Genomic DNA, 24,907 nt, shown 5'->3' with positions numbered 1-24,907 from the left:
TTTATGGTTTGGTTAATTCTGATTTTAAAATCTCATCTTGGTAATATTGTAGACGAATATACCATAGGTAACAACTATAAATAGCTAAAAGAAACAAAATAAACGCAAATAAGCTAGCAGAGGGTAAAATCTTACAAGCAAAGTAGTCTAATTTCTCTTGTGCTATATCAATTCTTGCATTTAGGTTGGCTTGAGTTCTTTTGAATAGATTACGCTTTTTTCGAAAGTCTAAAACCTCTTTTCCATTTAAAAGTGTACTATCAATCGCTACCTTCTCATCAATCATTTGATACTCTTCAAGAAGTTCTTCGTATTGATAATCTAATGCTATGCTTTCAAGTTTATATTTATCGTAGCTTGCTAATAAGTCACTTTGGTATCTACCAGTTAAGTATGCGGTAAGACCGATAAGGAATAAACACCCCACAAAAGAGAACTTGTATAGATTATCTGTAGGGAGGTTTGGGATCATAAAAGTTTTTCACAATACGGTTAAAAATTCAAATATATACAATTTCTAAATCAGCAAAAATAGTTGAAGCTATTTTCGGAGACAATTTTTTTATTATTTGGTGACTGTAATACCCTTTGTGGGTGGTCTGGCGCGGAACTCTCTCAATCTTTTGGTTATTCATACCTTCTATCTCAGTAACCTTTTGTCGTGAGACATTGTGAATGATTGAGATATCTAATTTGTCCTAACCTCAACATCTCGGTAATACCTATTGAGATAAGATAAACTATATTTTTTCCTATTGATAATTATTGCAAATTTTCTTACCCATTGAAGTAGATAAATAATAATACCAAAACTGATACCATATCGTAGTAAAATAACATTACCAATCTATTATCAATACCTCACGGTATATTTATCACTATTGGTAATATTCAATATTGAAGAATAAAATAATACCTATTGAGATAGATTTATCTAAACTTACTTATAAGTAATATTAACCATACTTATTCTATTACCAATATTATCATCAATATTACTGATTTTTTCTTTTATCATTAATTTTACTAATAATTATATATTTATATTATCAATATTTAAATATATCTCAATTATGATTCTTGATAGTAAATTTTTATTTATTCAACAAAGCAATAGGTGGTATATATAATATAAATTGAACGTAGTGAGATTTATATTATATCATATTATCTATATTTCTTTCTTTTATAAAAATATGTTATTGATATTCTTCTATAATAATAGGAAACTTTTTTAAAGTGCCTTTATCACCAATTCAACCCATATAGGAAACTTTAATAAGAAATTAATCATCCACTACCAACATCAAAAAGCACGTTTAAAGCAATCTGACGGAGATAGGAAACTTTTTGGTACATATAACCGTATAGGAAACTTTTAGTTAGAAGATGACTGTATAGGAAACTTTCACCCATCTACCGTACAGGAAACTTTTTATTATAAAATAATTTACTGTTGGACTTGGTAAAAATGGGTTTTGATATATATTCGTTTTATAGGCTACCGCATGGGTAGCCAGTTATAAATTTATTTTCGAAAAAAAGTGATGATAAAACTATCACTTTCCAATCGAGCATATATTTATAATAAAAATAGGGTGATTGTCTCACGGTCACCATATTCGTTTTTGTTGTTTTTACGGTGGGGAGTAGCTACCCCACCATTACTAAAAGCAATGAATTGAAAAGGTGAGATAGTAAGAACAACAATAAAAATGAAAAAAAGTGAAAAAAAAATCAAAGTAAAATTACATCTACCTCAACAGGTGTTAAACAAAATCTTGTCATCAAATCTCAATAGGTTTGAGCAAGCGAAATATCTATTGTTCGCGCAATACTACTACAATAGTGATACAATCGTTAATGCTTCAACCCTTAATAAATACTTAGGAATTAAGGATAGCAAGGGTAAAGATATAAGATTGGATATGTTGGGTATGGGAATCATAGTGTCTACTGATCGTGCATCTTATGTAAAGGATTCAAACGGTCAATTCTACAGAAAAGGGTATGATATGTATATCGGTACTTATCAGACAGCAAAAGTAGGATATACATTGCTATCATCTGATGCCAGATCATTGATCGGTAATTATGGTATTGAATTGATGGAACTTTTAGATGTTATCGCGTTACCAGCAAGTGAGAAGGATATCGCCAAATACGAACAAAATAAAATTAAATATACGAAGGTAGATGAGTCACCAATAACTGGTGATTTGCTGAAAATAATAGAACAAAATATGAATGAAATTAATAAAAATGCAGAAGGTGATAACATGGCCAACGGCCATGTGAACAACGAAAACACAGAAGATGATAACATCATCAATACCATTATGGCAAATTTGGCAAATGCTGGTGTGGCAAATGATGTACCTACACCAATAGTAGAAGATGTAATAACGTCACTTTCCAAACAAGAAGAAGTGCAGGTAACGGTAGAGGGTAAGCCAGTAGATATTAACAATGATTATCTAATACCAGATGATGGATTTAATCCAACAGTCGCTTGGGGAGATAATACAATGAGCTTGGAAGAAGCGTTAAGAGATTTCGATAATTAAAATAAAAAATGGAAAGAAAAAAAGATACAAGATATTGGATTTGTACGCTATTGTTCTGCTTGCTAATAGCAGTCTTAGCAGTACTCTAAATAAGATCGTGGATAGAGGTATGGCGGTCACCTCGAATAAGGCCGCTGTTTGAAAATTAGTACTCATATATCAAAGACCACCATGTGTGGTCTTTTTTTATTGACCAAAAATAGCCTTTATAGTGTCTTAGAACTGCATTATTATAGAATAAGAAAATAAATATTGCTCACCAAGCTTCATTTACTACTTGGAGAGATATTTATAATAAAGAAAGAGAATAATAATGCAAATTTTTGATAATAGAAACAATTACTGTAAATCATTTTACGCTTATGAAATAGAAGGGCGTAATAAACTAGCCACGGCATTACCCCATATTAAATGGAATTTCACAGAGCCAGAATTTAGCACCTATGATGCTTATGTATCGGTGCGCGATAAAGAAATATGTGTAGAAATAAAGACACGGACTTTTGAGTCATACCAATTCGATACCTGTTTTTTGGAGGTTGACAAACTATTTCGGATGCGTCAGGAAACCCAATTTAATACTTTGGTTTACGTTGCGCACTACACGAACAACAAGACCGCTTTTTGGAACTTGGAGAACATAGATATAACAAAATTTCAACCTGTTAGATGTCCTGATAGTACCGCAAATTACAATGAAACCAAGTTCAAAGACATTATCAATTTACCGTTAGATCAAGCTCAATGGCGGTATACCGATTCTGGTGAAAAAACCCAACAATTTAAGTACCCATTATAATGATAGACATACTACTTATCAGCCTTTACATAGCGTGTACAGCTGTGTTTTTCACGAATTACAATGCACCTTATCTATCATTATTAGATAGATTACGACTTAACCGAAAGCCACTAAATTGTGCTTTGTGTTTGTCTTGGTGGTTGGGAATAGCTTACACAATAGCTACTTATAGCTCCTTAGCAATGTTAATGATTGCGCCAATGGGGGCGCTATTTGCGATCATCATTGAAAGATTGGTAAAGATGTTACCAATGATTTTTTAACCTATAAACCAATTGAAAAAAGAAACAAAAAACATATTCTGTAAGGGTACACCAACCCCACCAAAAGAACGTAAATACATAAGTCAAGTAGATGTAGATAATCGTACAAGTCAACTTGAAAAACCTAAAAATCCGACTGTTAACTATGTGCCAAAAGAGGACGGTACACCAGTCACTATTAGTGGTGAAAATATATTTAAGCCTAGTGAAAAGACTGAAAATGTACAAAGCAGATTACAGCTAATTGACTACGAGAAAGCCAAAAATAAAATAATAAGCGACGTTATCACGTCCGAGGAATTTCGAAAAAAAGTAGAAAATAAGTGCAAGCGATCAAAGCACAATATCACTGATCCCGTTTTAATCGATGACCTAATTCAGCAAGTCGCAATGATTGCTTTATCCAAAGATTCGGAACTCATTTACCAAATGTATGTGTCACCAAAGAAAAGTGGTGACAACAGGATGATGGGTTATCTATTGGGGATATTGCGCTACCAACTAATGAGTCACCCAGATGGTAATCCACGCCATAATATGTTATGCGGTATTAAGCATAATTCTAACATCTTTTCAAACTCCGATGGTGAGATTTACGATTGTCATCTTTCAGAAGATATTGATCCAGATGATCACCAAGATCACCCAATCTATCTATTAATGTCATTCTTGGATGACGATGAAAAAGATCTATTAATCAACATTATGCAATACAACGGTGCAAAGCAAAAAAACGCACTAATTAAGCATTCAACGTTGATAGAAAAGATTAGGCAGATAGCCGATGATAATGATATCGACTTAATGTTTTAGCATGAAAACCCCAACAGGGGTTTTCTGCATTTAAGACCAATACACTATCTATAAAGACCAATATAAATATTAATAAAAAATTATGACGAGAGAACAAATGTTGGAGAAAATCCAAACGATACAACCCTATATAACATCACTAGTTGAAAAGAACTATGTGAAGTTTCTCAATCCAGCTACCGAGGTGCAAATCTTGGAAGACCTATATAACGAGATTACAGGACGGAAGTATTTGAAATTTAATTCAGGGTGCGGATCGTGTGTAAAAGAAGCATTAATTATTTGCGACAACTACCGCAAGAAAGCATTAAAAGAAATTGAAATGGAAGAATCCGCGAAAGTTGAAGAAACCGAGGTTGAAAAATCAGTAGAGCCACAAGAGCCTGTACAGGTGGAAGCAACAAAACCAATTAAACCAAAACCAAATGGCAGACGATCAAAACCGAAACAATAATAACGGTGGTAAACGTGGTAGAGGTAGACCAGCAGGATCACCAAATAAATTAAAATCTGTAACTGTATTAGCCAAAAACCGCGAATTAGCAAGAGAAGAAGTGAAGAAGCTTATCAATCTGTTTGTTATCAAAAAGATGCAGAAAATTGATGACCTATATGATTCGTTAGGTACACGTGATCAGGCCAAAATGCTTACCGAATTGATGAAATATTCTACCCCAACTTCATCAAAAGATGTTGAAGTATTGGCGAAGGAAAACGAGAAACCAAAGCAGATAACCGAGATAAAAATCTCTTACGAAAAGCCACAAGCCGACCAAAAAACTATAGATATCACTCCGATTGAGGATGCAGATACTGACAGCATTAACGATGCTGATGATGATGTTGAAGACATCGATGATACCGAACCATTTTAATTGAAAATATCATTACCAACACCACACAAAGGACAAAAGAAATTCCTTCAGAGTAAAGCAAAAAGACGCGTACTAATGTGCGGTAGGCGTTGGGGAAAGAGTTTGATTTGCAAATCTTTAGCGATTGAACGAGCGATCGCCAAAAAGCAGCTTGTAGCCTATGTAACCCCAACCTTTGCACTAGGTAAAGTTTTCTTTAAAGAGTTATTAGAAACCATTCCACGTGAAATCATAGCCGAATCAAACACCACAGACCTTTACATCAAACTGGTCACAGGTGGATCAATTAGATTCTTCACTGGAGAAGCGCCCGATAATTTTCGTGGTCATAAATTCCATTTAGTTATCCTAGACGAATGTGCATACATCAAAAATCTAAAAAGCGTATTTGATGAAGCAATCCAGCCAACACTAGCCGACTATAACGGTGATGCCGTATTTATTAGTACACCAAGAGGCCAAGGAGATTTTTATCGCTATTATATGCGTGGTGAGAGTTATGAATTAGGGTGGGAAAGTTTTAGATATTCCACGTATGAAAATCCGTATATCAGCAAAGAAGTTATTGACGAAGCAAAAGCAGAGTTACCAGAATTAATCTTTGCACAGGAGTATTTAGCAATACCACAAGCGAGTGGTGCAAACTGTTTTGGCTTACACATCCAGAAGAATGTAATAGACAAATTATCCAAAAAAAGAAGTACCTGTTTTGGTATTGACGTTGCTAGTACGGTCGATTTTTCCGTAGCAATTGGGTTAGACGATGAAGGCTTAATGTCCTATTACAGCGAGTGGCAAGGGGATTGGAATGTAACCAAGGCTAGGATAACCGAGTTGCCAAGATCAGCACCTAAAAACTTAGATACTAGTGGTGTTGGACAAGTTTTGTACGATGATTTAAAGTTAACAATACCCAATCTACATTCTTTCAAATTTACTGCACAAACAAAGCCGCAATTGATCCGAGAATTGATTACAGCGGTGGAGCAAGGGAAGGTAAAGTATAACCAAGAGGTTGCGGATCAGATGTTAAATTTTGAATATTTTATACAAAGTAACGGACATACTAAATATGAGTCAGTTACAGGACACGATGACCGTGTAATTTCGCTTGCCTTATGTTGGCACATCTATAACCGCAGAACCAGACGATCATCAAATTGGACGATGTCGTTTTTATAAAATTTAAAATATGCAAATAATTAACACGTGGCAATCATTGCCATTTTCAAAATTTTTAGAGATAATTCACCTCGAAAAAACGGATTGTGAACTTACCGACGCGATCAACCTGATTGCTATTCTAGCTGATAAAGATGTTAAAGAAATTGGCAATATTCCAAAGTTCAAATTTGAACCCCTTGTTGCGAATGCAGATTTTTTGTTAGAGACACCAGATACATCTACATCTACAGTTTTTTGGCCGCTCAAAACACTTGATACATTGACAATGGACAATTTTATTGAATTCGAAACAATGAAAAAAGATTATAATCATTATCCAGCATTGCTATCAATGATGTCAGGAATTAAGGTAGATGTAATATTGAAGATGTCAACGATAGATGTATTGAACGGTTTTTTTTTGCTTCAGAAAGTATCAACGAAATATATACAGCATTCAGCGAGGTCATTACTTTGGCGAGTGACGAAGCAAAGACTGAAGGACAAATTTCGGTTTTGGCAGAAGAAATAGCGGAGCAGAAGAAGGAGTTTAATGCGCAATTCGGATGGATTAAGATGTGTAAAGATGTCGCAGATCATTGCAATTGTTCACTCTTTATAATCTTTGATCGGTTGGCGGTTGAAGTTTTTGGTATTGCCAAAATGATGATAATGGAAGGTGAGTTAAATACAATCCAAAGTAATAGCAAGTAAGAACATGACAAACCCCGAAAGGGGTTTTTCCATGTTCAATAACAACACTATTATTATATGGCATCACAATCACAAGCGAGACAGCAATCACTTGATTTTTTAGATAATCTTGGATCGGATAAATCAAATTTCCGTGATCCTAGTGCAGGCTTAGAATCTGTTGCAGGTGACTTTGTAAAACGTGTAATTGAGAACATCAATCAAGCCGATACTGTTGATAGTGGTAGAATACAAGATTTAAACATTGTCGTAGTCAGTCCAATCCAACTACAGATCACGGGACAAAAATACATCAACTTTATTGATCAAGGTGTGCAGGGTGCAGTAAATAACACACGCGCACCGCTTAGTCCTTATAAGTACACAACCAAGATGCCAGATCCAGCCATTTTTGAAGAATGGATAAAAAGCAAAAACATCAAAGTTAGAAACACCAAGTATTACACGGGGCAAGGATCAGATACCAAAATAGATGTTGGCGATGATGACAAACAGATAAAGCAAGCCGCGTATGCGATGGCCTTAAACAGATATAAAAACGGTGCTAAACCAGTGCCGATCTTCAGTAAAGAAATTCCAAAGCTTGTAGCAGATGCCGCACAAATTGTCGGGCAAATAACCGTGACCGATATACTATCAAATTTAGATATTTAATGATTCAAATAACCAAACAACCCTATACATACGCACCATCACAGAACCCGATGGTATTTGAGTTCACAACCGATAATGCCAATACGCTATATTTTGATCTAATAATCAAGCGATCTGGAAGTAACGAGATACTTAGTAAACTAAAATTATTTATAGCACCAAATGCACGTACTAGCTATACTGATATCAGTAAGATTATTGATAATATCACATCTACTCCAATAGATAACAGATCGCAATTTTTATCAAATCTGAACGGTACAGTAACGTATATAGTTGAAGTTACAGGAATTAGTGCAACTGGTACAACAACAGACAATAAAGTAACATCTGGTACATTCCACGCGTTCAATGGACGGTTGAATAATTTTGATCTGTTCAACAACAAAATGAATAGTTACTTCATACAATCGGGTTACCAGCATAGTTTTTTATCCGATAAGCCAACTGCATCATATCTACATTATGTAGCGAATGAACACTTATATTTTTTGGCAGATAATACATCTGGTATAGCAAATATCCGAACTGTTTTAAGCTACAAGGATGGTACGTCAAGAACAATAAATACTGCATTCACCAATCCATCAAATCACAAGCTTCACCGTTTAAATCTTAGTCCACGGACGTTATCAAGTCAACTAAATTTCCAAGTCAGGAATCTAAAAAACTTAAAAGTATCACTACATAATTCAGCAGGTACAGCGATATCTGAAATCCGTCAATATAATATAGTAAACTACCAATGTGGGATATCAATCTGTAATGTGAATTGGATCAATGAGTTTGGCGGTATGTCAAGTAACACGTTTCAAGCACCAAAAGAGCGTAAGCAGATTGAGAAAACCACCTATAACACTAATGGGTATTTAGAGCGTACCAACGGTGTTTATAGTCCAATTCAAAAAGTAATATCTAATCGTATAACCAACACGTATAACATCACCAGTCAATCACTAACCGATCAGGAATTTACATATATGAGTAGTATTATCAATAGTCGGGATGTCTATTGTGAATTAGCTGGTAGTGGTGAATTATATCCAATCGTTTTGGATACTTCCAGCGTTGACGTTTTAAAAAGAAAGTACACCAAACAGCACAACAGGATGATCTTAGATTTTTCAAGTAATGCGAATTTGAGTTTGGAAATGATGCAGATTCCAGAGGTGGTTGTAAAGGCTGGTTTTGACTACGACTTGGACATAATATTTTAACAAACCAATACTGAATAAAGAACATGAGAAACCCCGTAATGGGGTTTTCATGTTTGTAGCAATTACCCCGATTGCAACACTAACTACTATATACCAATACCAATTTATGGCGAAGAAAAAAATAACATATACCGATAAAATACGTAATAACGGTGCAACCGCGCAGGGACGTTTGAGTGCAGAAGATGCAAATCACATTAAAGATGTGGTAAACAGCAACAGCGAATATTTACACGATCATAACAACAAGCAATTACTGGATAAAATCAACCAAGATTTATCTACAGACAGTGATGTTTTATTCCAGCGTGTTGAAGCGGAAGAAATACAAGCGGATAACGGGATAATTAATGAAACCTTAAAAGCTGGTGCAGTACGTACATCTGATATTTCAAGTGAAAGATTTGTATCTGGTTTTAGTGGTGAAGGTTACCGTATTAGTAAAGACAGCAATGGCGACTATTCAGCTACTTTTGATAACCTCACAGTCAGAAAAGAGATGAATGTTTACCAGTTGACGATAAACGAAATTCGAGCAACAAACGGTTCGGTATGGGTATCAGATGCCAGTGAAGCCTATGAGGTAATAGCGAGTAACAACGAATATATATGCAAGATAGATAGTGATGGTGGTGCTATTGCTACGCCTTTTAGAACAAACGATATCGTAAGATGCCAGAAATTCAACGGTCAAAACGTTAAATACTACACTGCAATTGTAACCAAAACTACCAATGATTCATTCACTTTGCGAGTGATTGAAGGTGGTAGTATCCCAGAAGAAAAGGATCAAATTGTTCGCGTTGGAAATACATCAGATAAAAACCGTCAAGGTGCATTATACCTAACATCTAGTGATAGCGGTGCGCCATTCTTAGACGTAATAGATGGTGTTACATCTGCATCCCTTGCAGGTAAAACGAAGGTACGTTTAGGTAAGTTAGATGGTATTGTTGATAGTGATTTGGGTGCGCTTAGTGGATATGGTATATACGCACAAAATGGATACTTTAAAGGGAAATTCATTGTTCAAGCTGGTAGTAATGTATTCACAAAGAATGAGGCGAATACAGCCATAAACACCGCAAAAAATGAAGTGATTAGTACATCTGCTACTGATGCAACCACTAAAGCAAATGAAGCCGTAAACACCGCTAATCAGTTTGCAAACGATGCTATCAAGGCAATCAATGTAGGTGGAAGGAATAGATACAGTAAAACAACACCAGTTGAAAGAGGTAATGCAAATCTAACTTTTCAAAGACCACACGCAGATGCACCTAATGGTTTTCATATAATTGGGGTAAACGGTGCGCAATCAACGTCTAATTTTAAATTAAATAATGTAGTAACAGAAAATGGTGATTGGACAATTTCAGGTTATGTTAGACAAAGTCAGAATGCTAATTTATCTTTTCAGATAGATGCTAATACTTTGGGTACTAATGGTGTTAATGTACCATCTTCTAATCAATGGACTTACTTTACTGTTACTGTAAAAGTTGATAATTACAGTACTACAAATAACTATGTAACGTTTAAAAACTTTGCTTGGGCATTCTATTATTTCAAAGATATTAAGATAGAGAAGGGTAATAAAGCTACTGACTGGACACCAGCTCCTGAGGATGTTGATGATGCTTTACAAGTTGTTAGAACAGAAACAACCACAAGATTTGAAGTACTTGAAACTGAAATTAATAGTAAAGTTTCAGAATCAAATTTTAATAGCCTTAATCAAAGAGTTGGTACAGCAGAAACAACAATCACGCAACAAGCTAATCAGATTGAGCAGAGAGCAACCAAGACCGAATTTACTACTTTAAATAACAATGTAAATGGTATAGCTGGTAGAGTCACTACCGCAGAAGGTAGCATTACAACACAGGCTGGACAAATCAATCTTAGAGCTACAAAAACAGAATTATCTACAGCAGTTACTAACGCTAGTACAGATGCTACGAATAAAGCTAATACAGCGCAATCAAACGCAAGAACCTACACGGACAGTCAGATAAAAATAGTTGATGATAAGATAGTTTTAAAGTCAGACAGATCGGTTACCGATGGATTGAATTCAAGACTGCAATCAGCCGAAGCAAAGATTACACCTGATCAAATTAATCTTGCTGTAAGTGGTCAGGTAGATAATAAGATTAGTAATATAAGCATAGGTGGTAGAAATATGGTTAAAAATTCAAGCTTCATAAAGGGTGGTAATAACTGGTCTATTAATGGTGGAACTATATACTATCAAAATAATGAAAATCGTGCCCATTTAGTTCTTGCTAGTAATGGCCAGGGGATCTATCAGATGAACAGCGGTGTGATAGCTGGTAGGACTTATACATTCAGTTTTGAGACTATGGCTACTTTCCAAATGGGTACATCATTTAGGGTGGGATTTAATTCAGGAGCGGTTGGTACAGCATCAAAGTATGTTAATATACCAACTTCCTCATCGGTATGGAATAAGTTAGCCGTGACGGTAGTTGCAACTAACAATAACGATCCAATTATTTTCTATAACAACGCTGGTGCTAGGAATGAATTTTATATACGCAATATCCAGATGGAAGAAGGTAATCATGCGACCGCATGGTCGCCAGCACCTGAAGATATTGATGCTGAAATAACAGCGCTTAGTACTTCAATTAATCTCACTAATCAAGCTATTACACTAAAAGCAGATAAAAGTGTTACAGATAGTTTGGGTACAAGGTTATCTGGTGCGGAAGCAAAGATTACACCAGACCAAATTAATTTGACTGTAAGTGGTCAGGTAGATAATAAGATTAGTAATATAAGCATAGGTGGTAAGAATTTGTTAATATTTGGTATTCCTTGGTATCAGGGTAATATTGGCGTTGGTACAGATACTGGTGGTCAATACATCCGAAACCCTAATTTTATAGATGTAAGAAATACGAAGCAACTAACATACACCATTTATGGAAATGAAACGATTTATACAGCGGATATTGTTGAATATAGAATTATAGATAATGTATCATCTGAGAGTTTTATTAGAAGACAAAATCTTTCAGGTTTATCCACTTATGTAAGTAGAATTATTGATTTGCATCCCCAGACACAGTGTGTACGTTTGGTATTTTATCGTGGTGATGGTGTTACACCTGACTATGCAAAATTAGGTTTAAAAGTTAAATTGGAAGCAGGCAATAAAGCTACTGATTATTCACCTGCACCAGAAGATGTAGATAGTCAAATAACTAGTTTGCAGACATCAATTAGTTTAACAAATAATGCGATCAATTTACGTGCAACGAAGGTTGAATTGAATACTTCAGTTAATGGTGCAATATCTACAGCATCTAACGATGCTACAAATAAAGCTAATACAGCGCAATCAAATGCAAGGACATATACCGACAGTCAGATAAGTGTCGTAAACAATGCTATATCATTAAAGTCGGATAGAAGTGTTACAGATGCATTAGGTACTAGGTTATCAAGTGCAGAAGCGAAGATTACACCAGCGGAAATTAATTTGACTGTTAAATCTCAAACACAAAATTTGATTGAAAGTCAGGCGAAGGGTAGAAATCTGTTGTTGTTTTCGTTGCCGTGGTATCAGGGTAATATTTTTGGGGGTAGTGATAATGGTTCTGATTACATACGAAATCCTAATTGGATTGACGTTACAGGTTTTAGAAATCTAACTATTACAAGATATCTTGATACTACCGCGATTTATACACTTGATTTAGTTGAATACAGAACAGCAGATGCTTCTGGTGCAAGTTATATTCGACGTACGAATGTTCCAGGAGGAACTAACCAAAGTTCTACGACAATTGAATTACATAGCCAGACCAACTTTGTGCGCATCGTATTCTATAGGGGTGGAGGTGTATCACCTTCTTATGCTGCTATTGGACGTAAATTAAAAGTTGAAGCTGGTACAACAGCTACAGCTTATTCACCAGCACCAGAAGATTTACCAAGTAGAGAGGAAGTACAGGCAGGTATAAGTATTACCCCCAACACGGTAAATGTTTTCGGCAAGGCTATAAAGCTTAACGGAATGGTGACAGCAGATTCAATAGACGTTGCTAATTTAACGGTTCGTCATCTTCGCACCAGTACAGATCAGGATAGAACAACGCTTAATGAAGGTAACGACGGGATGCTTAAAGTTCGACATCCTAATGGAACTGTTGGAATTGAAATGGGACTAATTAATGGGTCACCATCAATGATTTTTTATAACTCACAGGGTGCAAAACTTTGGGAAGCAGGACAGCAAGGTATCATATATGTAGACAGTACGCCAGAGACTTCAACTCCAGTCAATTTGTTTTTATTACAAAGTACTTCAAATTTGAACCAAGGTGACGCGAGAAACGTTTTGCAGGGATCAAGTAATAGTAGTGGTGGTCAGCCTAAAACACCTGTAGGTACAATACGATACTTATATAATGCTGGTAATAATGCGACATCATCACAAAATAAGCAATATGAAGGATACCACGTTGGAACTGGTGCAACAAGTGCTTGGATACCTAATGGGTGGTATTGTATAGGTAACCAATTTATGATGAAAGAGATTAATGCTGGACAGAATGAGTATAGTGTCATTGTAATGCGTATTTGGGGTGGAAAAATCACGGAAACCGTTACGATAAATAACATAATAATTATGACCAGTATTAGCTAGTCACACTATCTATTAAAGACATAATTATGACCAGAGAAACACAATCTATCAATACAACTCGCACGGATAATGCAGAGCATAACGGATATCAAATAACATTCAGTATTGTAGTTGCAACTAATACATTAGATAATATCACAGTAATGGCTTACAAGAATGGCAACTACGCATTCAATATTAACAAGAACTATGTAAACCCAAACTTATCAATGTCATTTGCCAACGGAGTTTTTGACTTTGCAACCGCAAATGATGTTATCAATGAGCTAGATGTTATTGTTGCAGAATTAACCGAACGACCAACACAACACTAATTTTTCATTTTCTTTTTTATTTGAAGGGCTACCGCATGGTAGCCTTTTCTGTTTTGGGCAACACTATCTAATATGATAGAGAACAAATTTACCCTACATATTTTTTCAAGCATAACCAATGAATACAAGCAACTGGATCTGGATGATACCAGCGATATGTTGACTATTTTTTCAGTGGAAAACATTGCAGATATCAGCGCGAGAAAGGATAACATCACAAAAGATTTAGTACTGAAGGGTACAGATAACAATAACCAAGCATTGGGTAATCTTTATGATATAAGCAGGTATTCAAGCGATACATACCCAACCGATCTATCGCACAATTTTGTACCAAATAAGCAAATTAAATGTATCCTGTTGGAGAATCAAATTCAGGTAATGGGCGGTTCATTAGGGGTAAGGAATATCAAAATAGATAACAACAACATCACTTATGAATGTGCTATCATTGGATCATTGGTATCATTCTTTGGGAGAATAAAAGATCAAAGCTTGGACAAAGTTAATTATGGGAATATATATTACACTTGGAATTGGGACAGTATACAACAATCTTGGTCTAATGGATCAGATATATTATATCCAACGATTGATTACGGGATTGATGAGAGGGTAGGAGATAATATTAATACTTGGGACAGTACATATGATATCAAAAACTTTAGGCCAGCATTGCGATTAACCAAATATCTATCAAGCATATTTAGCGGTTACACTCTGGATACATCACGTATTGATACTATTATCAAAGATGTCGTAATACCATTTAATGAAGAATATTTATTGAAAGAATTTAATTATCAGTGGGGAACTGTTACAATGCCTAGCTATACATACACGTCTAATTTGGAACGAATATCATCATTTGGACGTGGCATTGATAGCGGTAGACGTACATATTCAGGGAATAGTAAATACTTTAATACTGGTGTTTTGGAAGTATACAACCCAGTCGAAGGAGCAGGTAACAATCCCAATACACCTTACTTTGAACTTCTGGACAGCAAGACCAAAGCACCGATCAATTTTACTTACCAGCTTACTTTACGAGCAAATCAAACAGGGACATTTACTTCTGGATTAGTAAACATCAAAGACAGCGAAAAGATTAATAAATCAACTTTCTTATATAGCCAAACGATTAACAAAACAACAAGTGCAAGTCAGGTTTATAATGTATCTGTTGATATCCCTGATGATGTAACATTAGATGGTAAATACATATTCGCAATCTTTAAAGAAGGAGCAAATAATCTGGATTTTGCCGTTAACCAATTAACTATGCGGTTTGGTGGTCAAGGTAAAATTAGTAAGGTCGAGATTACCGAAGGTGACCAATTTACTATCAAAGAAGTCGTACCAAAAGATGTGAAAGTGATGGAGTTTTTAAAGTCGGTGATGACTATGTTTAATCTGTATTTGATATCTGATCCGAGTGATGATAGTAAATTTATTTTAGATACTTACAGCAACTACTATAAAGATACAATACAGCTAAATAGATCACTGGCAACAGATTGGACTAGCAAAGTTGATTTCACAAATTATAGTATTAGCACTAATATCAACCTACCAATGGCTTATAAATTCACCATGTCGGAGGATTCCGACATGCTAACTGATAAGTACAAAAACACGTGGAATGAAGTATACGGTCAACACGTTATTAATGATAGCCAAGGTACAGCCGAACAAAAAGAACAAACAGTAATCTTCGCACCCAGCATAAACATACAGCATTCACAGGATGAGAAGTTAATGCCAGTTATATACAAAGCCGATGGATATTTAACAGGAAAGAAAAAAGCGTTCAAAAGTAAAATAAGGATAATGTATTTGGTTGGGCGTAAGTATACAAAAGAAGCGTACCAATTAACATATAGAGGGCAGAATTATTTATCACCTATTGGTCTTTATGGGTATGCCAGTATGATAGACGCTGTAAACGACCGAACATTATTGTTTGATCTACCGCGTGAGTACTTTACCAAGGATGATATACAAACAGATGATACTACAACATTGTACACCAAATACCACCAACAACAGATACGGGACTTAACCGATCCGAACTTAATAATATTTGAGGCAAAAGCATACCTACACGAATCAGATATATCAAATCTAGATATGTCAAAACCAATATACTTACAAAGTCAATACGGTAATAGTTACTTCAAAATACTAGAAGTGGAATATATCAATTCCGTTACACCAGCCACAATCAAATTGCAGAAAATAGTATTATCTTAGGGTTCTACAAAATCCCACTAATAACTGTAGATTTAAATAGTTAAGTAAATTATTCCCTCACTTTTGGCAGATAAGGTGAGGGTTTTTTTATATGTATAAAAGTGTACCTTTGGCCAATCCACTGCTCCCAAAGCAGAAGATAAATTAGGTAGATCCCCCACCAATAGTAGATGTAGGTGGGGGTTTTTTTTGTGTAATTTTATTATGAATAGCAAAAATTTGCTATATTGCTTACGCTTTCTACCTATCCCAATAGGTACTACTAAGTAAATGATAGAAAACCGACCCCATTGCTCTTGCGCGTAGTGGGGTTTTTTAGAAATTTAAACTATTGTAGAATGGGACAGCATCTTGTTAAAGTATTAATAGTTGATTCTTTCCTCAAAGATGATCCGCTGATCAATAAAGCATACACGGCTGAACAAATAGATTATCTACGCTCCTTAATTATAGCTACAATTACCAATTATACCGTAGATCAAACCATCGTACTAATAGGCTATTGCGGTGGTGAATTCACTAATATATATCCATTCAGGATTTCAATAGACAACCTAAAAACCTATATTTCCCAATTAAATACTGAATACTTTAAATAAGACGATCTAAGCGATTGCATCACCATCTGATATAAAGATTCTACCTGTATATAGATAGTTGCTTAGAACTAATTTCTGAAGCTTAAAAATACTATACATCCCCATATTATTTGTAGATTAAAAAGAAAAGGTTAAATAACCCTAAATAGGGGAAACCGTAACAAACTAGATTAGAGTATATCTAGTTTTGAAAGTTATGATGATTACCGCGCAAGACTACATAATACTTTCAATCTTGGAAGCATTAGAGGATTCAATACAGGGAAAGGGAATAAAGCTACTATGTCATATAGACTATGATCTAGGAATCAAAAACAGTTGGGTAAACTTCACACCAAAGGATGGTAGCGAGTTTAAACAAGTAGATGCATTTTGGTTGGGATTTTTGGTCAAGGAATATGTCTAGATATACCCAAACAATAAATAGGCATAGAGGATGTATTAATCTAGTAACTCTAATTATCTTCGCAATAACAATAGCCATACTTATATCATTAACTTAGCAACAACCAAAGGATTATATTTGCATCAAGATATTAACCAGATTATGATAAAGGATAAAGAGATCAAATTTAAGCTATCAACGTTATTAATTTCACTTTTAGTTCTAGGTGGTATATTCTGCTTATTTATACTTTCATTCACTCTATTTGGTGGTACGGTTCTATCTCAATTCGGATGGGAAACAACAAGTAATGCTATATCCTTTACAGCACTTATAGCAACAGCAGTATCAATCATATTTCTTTATGCCAATTTTATACAACAACAGAAGCAAATAGACGATCAGAAAAAGGATACAGAATATAATAGAGTTCTGGATGTAGTTTACCGCCAACTTGATTTGGATATTAAGAAAATTAGTGATGTGGAGCTGCTTATTGACGACTTGCAAATAAATACAAAAGAGATCACAGATATAATTAGCAAGCTAGAAGCGGTGAGAGTAGTGGTAACAACAGCGCTATTGCTGAATCATAACATAGAAAGGTTTCTTGTTAGATCAAAGCTAAGCATTAGCGGTCGAGGCCATATGTATGCTTTGTATTACGATAATCTTCCACTGAAATTTACCTTACTCATTAACCACATTAGAAAGTTAATTGAAGATAGTGGAAGTACATATAATGATCGGATATCCAAACTTCACGACTGCTACAAAGTTTATCTTACGTCAGTTGCCAATTATTACTATATTCACAATCAGATCGAAATGTATAACAAAGAAATGGTAAAAGTACGAAACTACGATTTAGATCTGAGAGCTGTAAATGATACTATGTTTGGCGGATTAATATCCGCTTTAGAAGTTTGCAGAACTACAAGATATCGTTTGATGGATGAAAACATCGTTGACTATAATTTTGATGAAATTATTGAGAGAATAAAACCAAATAATACATAACTAAAACAAAATAATCCGATTTTAAATAGATTTATATAAGATTGGAATATTTTAATAAATACTTTTATTACCACCTTTTGGATAGTTAAGTGTTTTGATTAATAGGTAGTTAGGTAGTTGGTGATTTATCCCCAAAGTAAGCCCCACTGTCTCTTTTCCCACCTCCAAATACTTTTCTCCCCTTACCATCTTAGTACATCCCAGACTTCACCAGATCATTTATAAGACCAGATAATTTTGGTTTGATCAAATTTAGGTTCGAATAAAAATTCTCTCTATATTCTCCACTAAATAGCGCACAAAAAACTCTGCCAAAAGTCTGCCAAGAATAGCCGATTTCTGTAGATTTACGAATAAATCTTATACTAATTTATTTAAAATTTTAGTGGAGAATAAGGCAGGAATTTGTATCTTTAAACCGTTGTAACACGCAGAAAGAAAGGGATTTAAGTATTAACCTAAACCCCTTTTAAATGTTGTAAGTTATTGAAAAACAATAGTTTACGTGGAGAATATCGGATTCGAACCGATCACCTCTTCACTGCCAGCGAAGCGCTCTAGCCAAATGAGCTAATCCCCCGTTGTATTTGAATTGCATGCAAATATACTATTTCGGCTAATATATCAAAACAAAATCCATACAAAAAACATCGCTTATTCCGCAGTTTCGAGCAGTTGCATTTCGTACAGGTTGGCATACTCGCCTTGCTGTTGCAAGAGCGATTCATGTGTACCGCGTTCTACGATCTCACCTCTATCCATCACCACGATGAGGTCTGCATTTTTGATGGTTGAGATCCTGTGCGCGATGAAGATGGTTGTTTTGCCTTCCATGATTCTTGATAAGTTGTGCAAGATCTCTTCCTCGGTCTTGGTATCCACCGCCGATAGACAATCATCGAAGATCAAGATTTGAGGATCTTTTACCAAAGCACGAGCGATAGAAAGTCGTTGTTTCTGTCCGCCGGACAAGGTGACGCCGCGTTCACCAATATACGTTTCAAAACCTTCTTCAAATCGGACAATATTGTCGTATACAGCTGCATCGCGTGCTGCCTGTTCGATCTTGTCGTCATCTTGCGTATCCAAACCGAAAGCAATATTACGCGCAATGGTGTCTGAAAAAAGAAATACCTGTTGCGGTACGAATCCAATCTGACTGCGCAAACTTGTCGTTTGAAGATCACGAATATCGTGATTATCATATAAGATACGTCCTTCGTCGGTATCAAACATACGAAGCAGCATATTGGCCAAGGTAGTCTTGCCAGAACCAGTACGGCCGATTAATGCCACCGTAGTACCCGGTGCAATATCCAGATCAATATTTTTCAACGCCTGTATACCTGTTGTTTCATACGTGTACGACAAGTTCTCAATCTTGATGCGTCCTTTCAATTCTTCGTCAACCGTACCATCAGGAATATCCGATTCCGTGTGCAAAAATTCGTTAATACGTTTTTGCGAAGCGGCGGCACGTTGAATCAAGGAAGTCACCCAAGCCAATGACATCGCCGGAAATGTTAATTGATTCACGTAGATAATAAACTCGGCAATATTACCTGCCGTAATATTACCCTTGCTCAATTCCAGACCACCAACATACACCGTGATGATCGTACTTAGGCCTATCAACAAAATAATAAGCGGAAAAAAATAGGCCTGTACACGTACTAAATCTAGCATACGATCTTTGTATTCGTTGCTCTCCGTGGCAAACATGCCTAGTTTTTGCTTCTCCTTCGTATAAGTTTTGACTACCCGAATGCCTGAAAATGTTTCTTGTACAAAAGAAGATAGTTTAGAAAGCTTCGCTTGAATGCGCGTACTACGCTGATTGATCACTTTGTTGACCACCAATATCACGGCAGCCAAAATTGGTATAGGCAATAATGAATACGTAGCCAAAGTAGCATTGACGCTGTACATGGCATAGATAATCATAATCGACAATACAATAGTATTGATGGCATACATAATCGCTGGACCAAGGTAGTTACGTACCTGATTCACGTCTTCCGTCACACGATTCATCAAATCACCGGTATTGTTTCGGCGATAAAAGCTGAAATCCAGTGCCTGATAGTGTTCGTAAATCTCATTTTTGATGTCATATTCAATCCTTCTGGAAGTGAGAATCAAGGTTTGACGCATCAGAAATAAGAAGATTCCCCTGATCAAGGCAAGAACCAATACCACCACACCGAAAAATAATAAACTACTGCCAAAGACGCTATAAATCACGTTTTGACGCTCAAATCCGTCGTATAGACGATACATATCAATATTTTCTTGCACCAAGTCGAATGCTTCGCGAATAACCTGCGCAGGCAAGATGCCGAAGTAGTTGGAAATGATGACAAATAGAATACCGGGGAGTACATGCCAACGGTATTTATAAAAATATTTATTGAGGTACGAAAGCTCTTTCATGTAGTACAAAAGTACGTAAATATCTGCGATCTGATTTTTAAATTTTGACGTAAATCACGCGCTGTAGGCAGCTTAGTATTTGATGGAATAAAATTCTGCACGTGGAATATTATTTCTAATTTTGCGGAGCATAATTCTTTATACAAGTACCATGAGTCAGCAACAAGGCCATTCTTTGTTTGATTTGATGAAATCATCGGATCACCAAAATTTATTTTTTTGTCAAGATCCAGAAGTTGGATTGCAAGCTATCGTAGCCATTCACGATACGACATTAGGTCCCGCAATCGGCGGAGTGCGAATGTTGCCTTATGAATCTTTTGATGATGCCATTGAAGATGCATTGCGTTTGTCCAAAGCCATTACGTACAAAGCCTCTTTGGCGGGTCTGAACTTAGGCGGTGGTAGTGCAATTATTTTAGGAAATCATCGCACCGAGAAAACTGAATTATTGATGCGCCGATTCGGGCGGTTTGTAGAAGGATTGAATGGTAATTTTATTGCTAGTACCGATGTAGGTACCTCTCAAATCGATTTAGAGCATATTCATGCCGAAACGGATTATGTAGCAGGTTTACCGGCTTCATTAAATGGAGCGGGTGATACGACGGTTTTTGCAGCGAAAGGGGTGTTTTATGGCATCAAGGCGGCGATCAAAGAATTGTACGGAGACGACAACTTAGCGGGTCGCAAGATCGCGGTAGAAGGCGTTGGTAGCGTTGGTGAGCATTTAGTAGCGCTATTGCGGGGCGAAAATGCGCGTGTATATGTGACCGATATGACCGAAGAACGCAAAATGAAAATCGCAGCGAAATACAAAGCGGAACCATTAACCTATGCTACTAGCTTTGAACACGATATTGATGTGTATGCGCCATGCGCTTTGGGTGGCACGGTCAACCCGGATTCTGTACCGCGCATGCGTTGTAAAGTCATTGCAGGCTCTGCCAACAATCAATTAAAAGAAGAAGAACGTACGATTCAATTATTGAAGGATCATAACATATTGTACGCACCCGACTTTTTGATCAATTCTGGCGCACTGATTAGTTGCTACTCGGAATTGGAAGGTTACGGAGCAGAACGTACCGAATATTTGATTCGCCATATATATACAGCGACACGCCACGTAATCCAAAAAGCAAACGAAGACAACGTATCTACCTACGAAGCCGCTAAACAATTGGCAGAAAAGCGTATCTTTGACCTTCGTAAATTGAAATAAGCACATAAAGTGCTTATTATCTACTAATACATATTTAATTGTTCGTTCTTACATACACACCCGTTCTTTAAAAAATGCTAAACAGAAGACATCTCCGCGTAAAAGTTATGCAGGCGCTTTATGCGTATTCCCTCACTGAGGATAAAAGTATCAAGGATTTTGAAAAAGCTTTATTCCGAAGCATCGAAGAGGTAGACCATATGTACATATGGACCTTGAATTTGTTGGATGAAGTGGCTGAATATGTGGTGATTGACTCGGAAGGACGTGGGAAAAAATGGTTGCCATCTGAGCAAGATAAATTCTTGTCTTCAACGAAGTTGAATAACAATGCGTTCATCGATAGTCTGCGTCAGAATAGAGAGTATGTAGAGAAGGTGAAGAAATATAACGTAGATTGGAGTTTCGATCCGGAGATTGTTCGTTCTATTTATGCACAACTCACCGCCTCAGATACGTATACCGCTTATTTGCAAGAAGAAGATCGTTCTATTGCGAAGGAAAAGGATATCATAAAATTTATTTTTAAGAAAATCATCCTTAAAACGCCCAACATAGAACAAGCGCTTGAGGCACGTTTTATTGATTGGTCGGTAGACAAAGAGGTTTTACAGGCGATGATTGCTAAAACATTCAAAAACTTCTCTAATGATAATCCAGCTAAAAACAAGTTAGCTGATCTTACGCCTAACTGGGGGGAAGATCAAGAATATGTGCAAGATCTCCTGTCCAAAGCGATTCGTTACCAACAAGAATATGCGGTATTGGTGGGCGATAAAACCAAAAATTGGGAATCAGATCGTATTGCATTGATGGATAGCTTGCTGATGCAAATGGCGATTACCGAATTGTTACACTTCCCAACCATTCCGGTAAAGGTAACCATGAACGAATACATCGAAATCTCAAAAGATTACAGTACAGCGAAAAGTAGTACCTTTATAAATGGTATCTTAGACAAAATTCTCTCTGACTTGAAACAGCAAGGTCGTATCCGCAAAGAAGGTCGGGGATTGCAAGATTAGTTACAGAAAAAATTAAAGCGATGAAATATATCAATAACATAAGTGCAGCTTTGGGTTTGCTGCTATTCGTAGCTTGTAACAATACAGGTAATACATCAAATACTAGTGCTACTGACTCCAGTTCAAACGCGACAGAAGTTGCTAAAGCCAATACAGGTAATGGCGAAGTTTCATTTGCAGAAGAGGCATTCGACTTTGGACAGATCAAAGATGGTGAAGTGGTCGATCATACTTTCAAATTTAAAAATACGGGTACAGAGCCCGTAATCATATCACGTGTATCTACTTCATGTGGTTGTACTACACCGGAGTATACATCTACTCCAGTTGCTCCAAATGGCGAAGGTGAAGTAAAAGTGCGTTTTGATAGCCATGGTCAATCTGGAAAACAACAAAAAATCATCACCGTGGTATCCAATGCCAAAAACAATATCCAAACGATTCAGCTCAAAGGTGAAGTAAGCTAATCATATCTTATAATCTACATTACATCAAATACGTTAAATAATGCTATCAACAATTTTACTACAAGCTCAAGGCGGTGGACTAGGTATGTTCCTTCCTATGATTTTGATTTTCGTGGTTTTCTATTTTTTCATGATCAGACCACAAATGAAGAAACAGAAAGATCACAAAAAATATATTCAAGAATTAGGTGTTAATGCTAAAATCGTCACTACGGCAGGTATTCACGGTCGTATCGTGGAAGTAGGCGAAACTTCTTTCTTAGTAGATGTAGGTTCTGGAGTAAAGATTCGTTTCGACAAATCGGCAGTTTCATTAGATGCATCAAAAGCTTTAAACGTCGATAAAATAGAGAAAAAAGACGCGTAAGTATCTTTCTATTTATCACGCAAGCTAATCAGAAAGCCATTCTTCGATTCGAAGAATGGCTTTCGTGCTATTCAAAAGTCATGGTTATTTAATCTGTTAATGCTACATTTGTAGGTATGCCAACACGTCGGTTTTCCAAAATTCAGCGGCGAAAGATCAATATCTTTTTGCGATGCCTCGGGATATCCTTTGTGGCATGGTCCTTATTTGCTATCTCTAGCTCCTATGATTTCTTGCAGATGGCCCGCGTGAGTTATGTGAATCTCCCAGAAGAAAGAGCTTTTCACCCACTACAGTCAGACATGGTACAAATACGTTTGCGTATGAGTGGTTGGGACATCTTGGTCAAGCGATTTCAGCCCGATACCGCTCGTCTGGAAGTAGACCTTGGCGGGCTGAAGACTAGAAATTTTATCGCATTTAGTAGTCAGATTGGTTTCGTAAACAAGCAATTTCCGATTAACAAGCAGGCTATCTCTGTCATGCCGGATACGTTGTTCTTTGATTTTTCAAAGCAAATTCAAAAACGCGTACCCATCAAGCCGGTATATGGTATTACTTACCGCAAGCAGTATGGCATCGTAGGTGAAGTGCGTACAAATCCGGCTTTCGTGACGATTACCGGGCCTGCAGAAGATATAGACGAAATCGCGTACATTGAAACAGACAGTATTAAGGGCGAGCTGCTCGATCATGATGTGCGCACCGTAAGTTATCTTAATCGCAAAAATAAAACAAACATAGCGGTTTATCCCACGTTTGCAGAGGTGTTGATACCCATAGGAGAGATGACGGAAAAGGTGATCGAACTGCCGATTCGTGTGCAGAACGCAGAATCATATACATCGGTACGTACCATACCAGGAAAGGTAAAAGTCACCTTATTGGTTTCGCTATTGGATTATGCCAAATGGACAGCGCGCGATTTTGAAGCGGTAGCCGATGTGCAAGATTGGACACGTGGCAAAGCGACAAGCTTACCCGTGCAACTCACGAAGATTCCTCCATATTGTCAGGTCTTACGCATCGAACCACAGAATATTGATTTTTTTGTACGATTGTAATT

Annotated in this window: 21 protein-coding genes and 1 tRNA gene; 19 read left to right on the top strand and 3 right to left on the bottom strand. The window is 36.4% G+C overall.

What is annotated here, in order from left to right; all coding sequences use genetic code 11:
• Position 1: 1 nt before the first annotated feature.
• Complete coding sequence (locus GKO22_RS09975) at positions 2-472, bottom strand: hypothetical protein (RefSeq protein ID WP_166334626.1); 471 nt, start codon at positions 470-472, stop codon at positions 2-4.
• Positions 473-1,715: 1,243 nt separating this feature from the next.
• Between GKO22_RS09975 and GKO22_RS09970 the strand changes: the two genes are divergently transcribed.
• The 14 genes from GKO22_RS09970 to GKO22_RS09905 all read left to right on the top strand — a co-directional run bounded on the left by GKO22_RS09970 (position 1,716) and on the right by GKO22_RS09905 (position 18,324).
• Positions 1,716-2,567 (top strand): hypothetical protein, encoded by an 852-nt coding sequence (locus GKO22_RS09970; RefSeq protein WP_166334624.1) that lies wholly within the window; start codon positions 1,716-1,718, stop codon positions 2,565-2,567.
• 313 nt (positions 2,568-2,880) lie between these two features.
• Positions 2,881-3,366, top strand: coding sequence for a hypothetical protein (locus tag GKO22_RS09965; protein ID WP_166334622.1), 486 nt, complete (start codon positions 2,881-2,883; stop codon positions 3,364-3,366).
• 278 nt (positions 3,367-3,644) lie between these two features.
• Positions 3,645-4,445, top strand: coding sequence for a hypothetical protein (locus GKO22_RS09960; RefSeq protein ID WP_166334620.1), 801 nt, complete (start codon positions 3,645-3,647; stop codon positions 4,443-4,445).
• 82 nt (positions 4,446-4,527) lie between these two features.
• Positions 4,528-4,899 (top strand): hypothetical protein, encoded by a 372-nt coding sequence (locus GKO22_RS09955; RefSeq protein ID WP_166334618.1) that lies wholly within the window; start codon positions 4,528-4,530, stop codon positions 4,897-4,899.
• A complete protein-coding gene (locus GKO22_RS09950) occupies positions 4,871-5,320 on the top strand; it encodes a hypothetical protein (protein WP_166334616.1) in 450 nt (149 codons plus the stop codon). The genes GKO22_RS09955 and GKO22_RS09950 overlap by 29 nt, the downstream gene beginning before the upstream one ends.
• Positions 5,321-6,502: a terminase large subunit domain-containing protein gene (locus GKO22_RS09945; RefSeq protein ID WP_166334614.1), complete on the top strand. Its 1,182-nt coding sequence runs from the start codon at positions 5,321-5,323 to the stop codon at positions 6,500-6,502.
• Positions 6,503-6,512: 10 nt separating this feature from the next.
• Positions 6,513-7,016 carry a hypothetical protein gene (locus GKO22_RS09940; RefSeq protein ID WP_166334612.1) on the top strand — a complete coding sequence of 168 codons (504 nt, stop codon included), beginning with the start codon at positions 6,513-6,515 and terminating at the stop codon, positions 7,014-7,016.
• Positions 7,017-7,255: 239 nt separating this feature from the next.
• Complete coding sequence (locus GKO22_RS09935; RefSeq protein ID WP_166334610.1) at positions 7,256-7,852, top strand: hypothetical protein; 597 nt, start codon at positions 7,256-7,258, stop codon at positions 7,850-7,852.
• Positions 7,852-9,069 (top strand): hypothetical protein, encoded by a 1,218-nt coding sequence (locus GKO22_RS09930; RefSeq protein WP_166334608.1) that lies wholly within the window; start codon positions 7,852-7,854, stop codon positions 9,067-9,069. Before GKO22_RS09935 ends, GKO22_RS09930 begins: the two co-directional genes overlap by 1 nt.
• Before the next feature lie 106 nt (positions 9,070-9,175).
• On the top strand, positions 9,176-13,750 hold the full coding sequence (locus GKO22_RS09925) for a hypothetical protein (protein WP_166334606.1): 4,575 nt from the start codon (positions 9,176-9,178) through the stop codon (positions 13,748-13,750).
• Between the two features lie 26 nt (positions 13,751-13,776).
• The gene (locus tag GKO22_RS09920) at positions 13,777-14,064 is read left to right on the top strand and encodes a hypothetical protein (RefSeq protein ID WP_166334604.1); all 288 of its coding nucleotides are present in this window, start codon (positions 13,777-13,779) and stop codon (positions 14,062-14,064) included.
• Positions 14,065-14,136: 72 nt separating this feature from the next.
• Positions 14,137-16,320 carry a hypothetical protein gene (locus GKO22_RS09915; protein ID WP_166334602.1) on the top strand — a complete coding sequence of 728 codons (2,184 nt, stop codon included), beginning with the start codon at positions 14,137-14,139 and terminating at the stop codon, positions 16,318-16,320.
• A gap of 795 nt (positions 16,321-17,115) precedes the next feature.
• Positions 17,116-17,325: a hypothetical protein gene (locus GKO22_RS09910; protein ID WP_166334600.1), complete on the top strand. Its 210-nt coding sequence runs from the start codon at positions 17,116-17,118 to the stop codon at positions 17,323-17,325.
• Positions 17,326-17,466: 141 nt separating this feature from the next.
• Positions 17,467-18,324, top strand: a complete 858-nt coding sequence (locus tag GKO22_RS09905) for a hypothetical protein (RefSeq protein ID WP_166334598.1) — start codon at positions 17,467-17,469, stop codon at positions 18,322-18,324.
• 506 nt (positions 18,325-18,830) lie between these two features.
• On the opposite strand, the gene GKO22_RS09900 is transcribed toward GKO22_RS09905, so the two are convergent.
• Both GKO22_RS09900 and GKO22_RS09895 read right to left on the bottom strand, forming a co-directional pair.
• Positions 18,831-18,904, bottom strand: a tRNA-Ala gene (locus tag GKO22_RS09900).
• 74 nt (positions 18,905-18,978) lie between these two features.
• Positions 18,979-20,757 carry an ABC transporter ATP-binding protein gene (locus GKO22_RS09895; RefSeq protein WP_166334596.1) on the bottom strand — a complete coding sequence of 593 codons (1,779 nt, stop codon included), beginning with the start codon at positions 20,755-20,757 and terminating at the stop codon, positions 18,979-18,981.
• 151 nt (positions 20,758-20,908) lie between these two features.
• Between GKO22_RS09895 and GKO22_RS09890 the strand changes: the two genes are divergently transcribed.
• From GKO22_RS09890 to GKO22_RS09870, 5 genes are all read left to right on the top strand, one after another.
• Positions 20,909-21,982, top strand: coding sequence for a Glu/Leu/Phe/Val family dehydrogenase (locus tag GKO22_RS09890; RefSeq protein WP_166334594.1), 1,074 nt, complete (start codon positions 20,909-20,911; stop codon positions 21,980-21,982).
• 74 nt (positions 21,983-22,056) lie between these two features.
• Positions 22,057-23,007 carry a transcription antitermination factor NusB gene (gene nusB / locus GKO22_RS09885; RefSeq protein ID WP_166334592.1) on the top strand — a complete coding sequence of 317 codons (951 nt, stop codon included), beginning with the start codon at positions 22,057-22,059 and terminating at the stop codon, positions 23,005-23,007.
• A gap of 20 nt (positions 23,008-23,027) precedes the next feature.
• On the top strand, positions 23,028-23,474 hold the full coding sequence (locus tag GKO22_RS09880; RefSeq protein ID WP_166334590.1) for a DUF1573 domain-containing protein: 447 nt from the start codon (positions 23,028-23,030) through the stop codon (positions 23,472-23,474).
• A gap of 40 nt (positions 23,475-23,514) precedes the next feature.
• Positions 23,515-23,841 carry a preprotein translocase subunit YajC gene (yajC, locus tag GKO22_RS09875; protein WP_166334588.1) on the top strand — a complete coding sequence of 109 codons (327 nt, stop codon included), beginning with the start codon at positions 23,515-23,517 and terminating at the stop codon, positions 23,839-23,841.
• 191 nt (positions 23,842-24,032) lie between these two features.
• Complete coding sequence (locus GKO22_RS09870; RefSeq protein ID WP_317165707.1) at positions 24,033-24,905, top strand: YbbR-like domain-containing protein; 873 nt, start codon at positions 24,033-24,035, stop codon at positions 24,903-24,905.
• Positions 24,906-24,907 lie beyond the last annotated feature (2 nt).

It is taken from the genome of Sphingobacterium chungjuense, assembly GCF_011316935.1.
Classification (GTDB): Bacteria; Bacteroidota; Bacteroidia; order Sphingobacteriales; family Sphingobacteriaceae; genus Sphingobacterium; species Sphingobacterium chungjuense.
Note: the sequence above shows the minus strand (reverse complement) of the source record. Positions and strands in the feature narration are given on the sequence as shown.

Excerpts from the sequence above, each read along its gene's own strand:
- GKO22_RS09975 (WP_166334626.1), bottom strand. The coding sequence starts at position 472 with ATGATCCCAAACCTCCCTACAGATAATCTATACAAGTTCTCTTTTGTG.
- GKO22_RS09970 (WP_166334624.1), top strand. The coding sequence starts at position 1,716 with ATGAAAAAAAGTGAAAAAAAAATCAAAGTAAAATTACATCTACCTCAA.
- GKO22_RS09965 (WP_166334622.1), top strand. The coding sequence starts at position 2,881 with ATGCAAATTTTTGATAATAGAAACAATTACTGTAAATCATTTTACGCT.
- GKO22_RS09955 (WP_166334618.1), top strand. The coding sequence starts at position 4,528 with ATGACGAGAGAACAAATGTTGGAGAAAATCCAAACGATACAACCCTAT.
- GKO22_RS09950 (WP_166334616.1), top strand. The coding sequence starts at position 4,871 with ATGGCAGACGATCAAAACCGAAACAATAATAACGGTGGTAAACGTGGT.
- GKO22_RS09940 (WP_166334612.1), top strand. The coding sequence starts at position 6,513 with ATGCAAATAATTAACACGTGGCAATCATTGCCATTTTCAAAATTTTTA.
- GKO22_RS09935 (WP_166334610.1), top strand. The coding sequence starts at position 7,256 with ATGGCATCACAATCACAAGCGAGACAGCAATCACTTGATTTTTTAGAT.
- GKO22_RS09930 (WP_166334608.1), top strand. The coding sequence starts at position 7,852 with ATGATTCAAATAACCAAACAACCCTATACATACGCACCATCACAGAAC.
- GKO22_RS09925 (WP_166334606.1), top strand. The coding sequence starts at position 9,176 with ATGGCGAAGAAAAAAATAACATATACCGATAAAATACGTAATAACGGT.
- GKO22_RS09920 (WP_166334604.1), top strand. The coding sequence starts at position 13,777 with ATGACCAGAGAAACACAATCTATCAATACAACTCGCACGGATAATGCA.
- GKO22_RS09915 (WP_166334602.1), top strand. The coding sequence starts at position 14,137 with ATGATAGAGAACAAATTTACCCTACATATTTTTTCAAGCATAACCAAT.
- GKO22_RS09910 (WP_166334600.1), top strand. The coding sequence starts at position 17,116 with ATGATGATTACCGCGCAAGACTACATAATACTTTCAATCTTGGAAGCA.
- GKO22_RS09905 (WP_166334598.1), top strand. The coding sequence starts at position 17,467 with ATGATAAAGGATAAAGAGATCAAATTTAAGCTATCAACGTTATTAATT.
- GKO22_RS09895 (WP_166334596.1), bottom strand. The coding sequence starts at position 20,757 with ATGAAAGAGCTTTCGTACCTCAATAAATATTTTTATAAATACCGTTGG.
- GKO22_RS09890 (WP_166334594.1), top strand. The coding sequence starts at position 20,909 with ATGAGTCAGCAACAAGGCCATTCTTTGTTTGATTTGATGAAATCATCG.
- nusB (WP_166334592.1), top strand. The coding sequence starts at position 22,057 with ATGCTAAACAGAAGACATCTCCGCGTAAAAGTTATGCAGGCGCTTTAT.
- GKO22_RS09880 (WP_166334590.1), top strand. The coding sequence starts at position 23,028 with ATGAAATATATCAATAACATAAGTGCAGCTTTGGGTTTGCTGCTATTC.
- yajC (WP_166334588.1), top strand. The coding sequence starts at position 23,515 with ATGCTATCAACAATTTTACTACAAGCTCAAGGCGGTGGACTAGGTATG.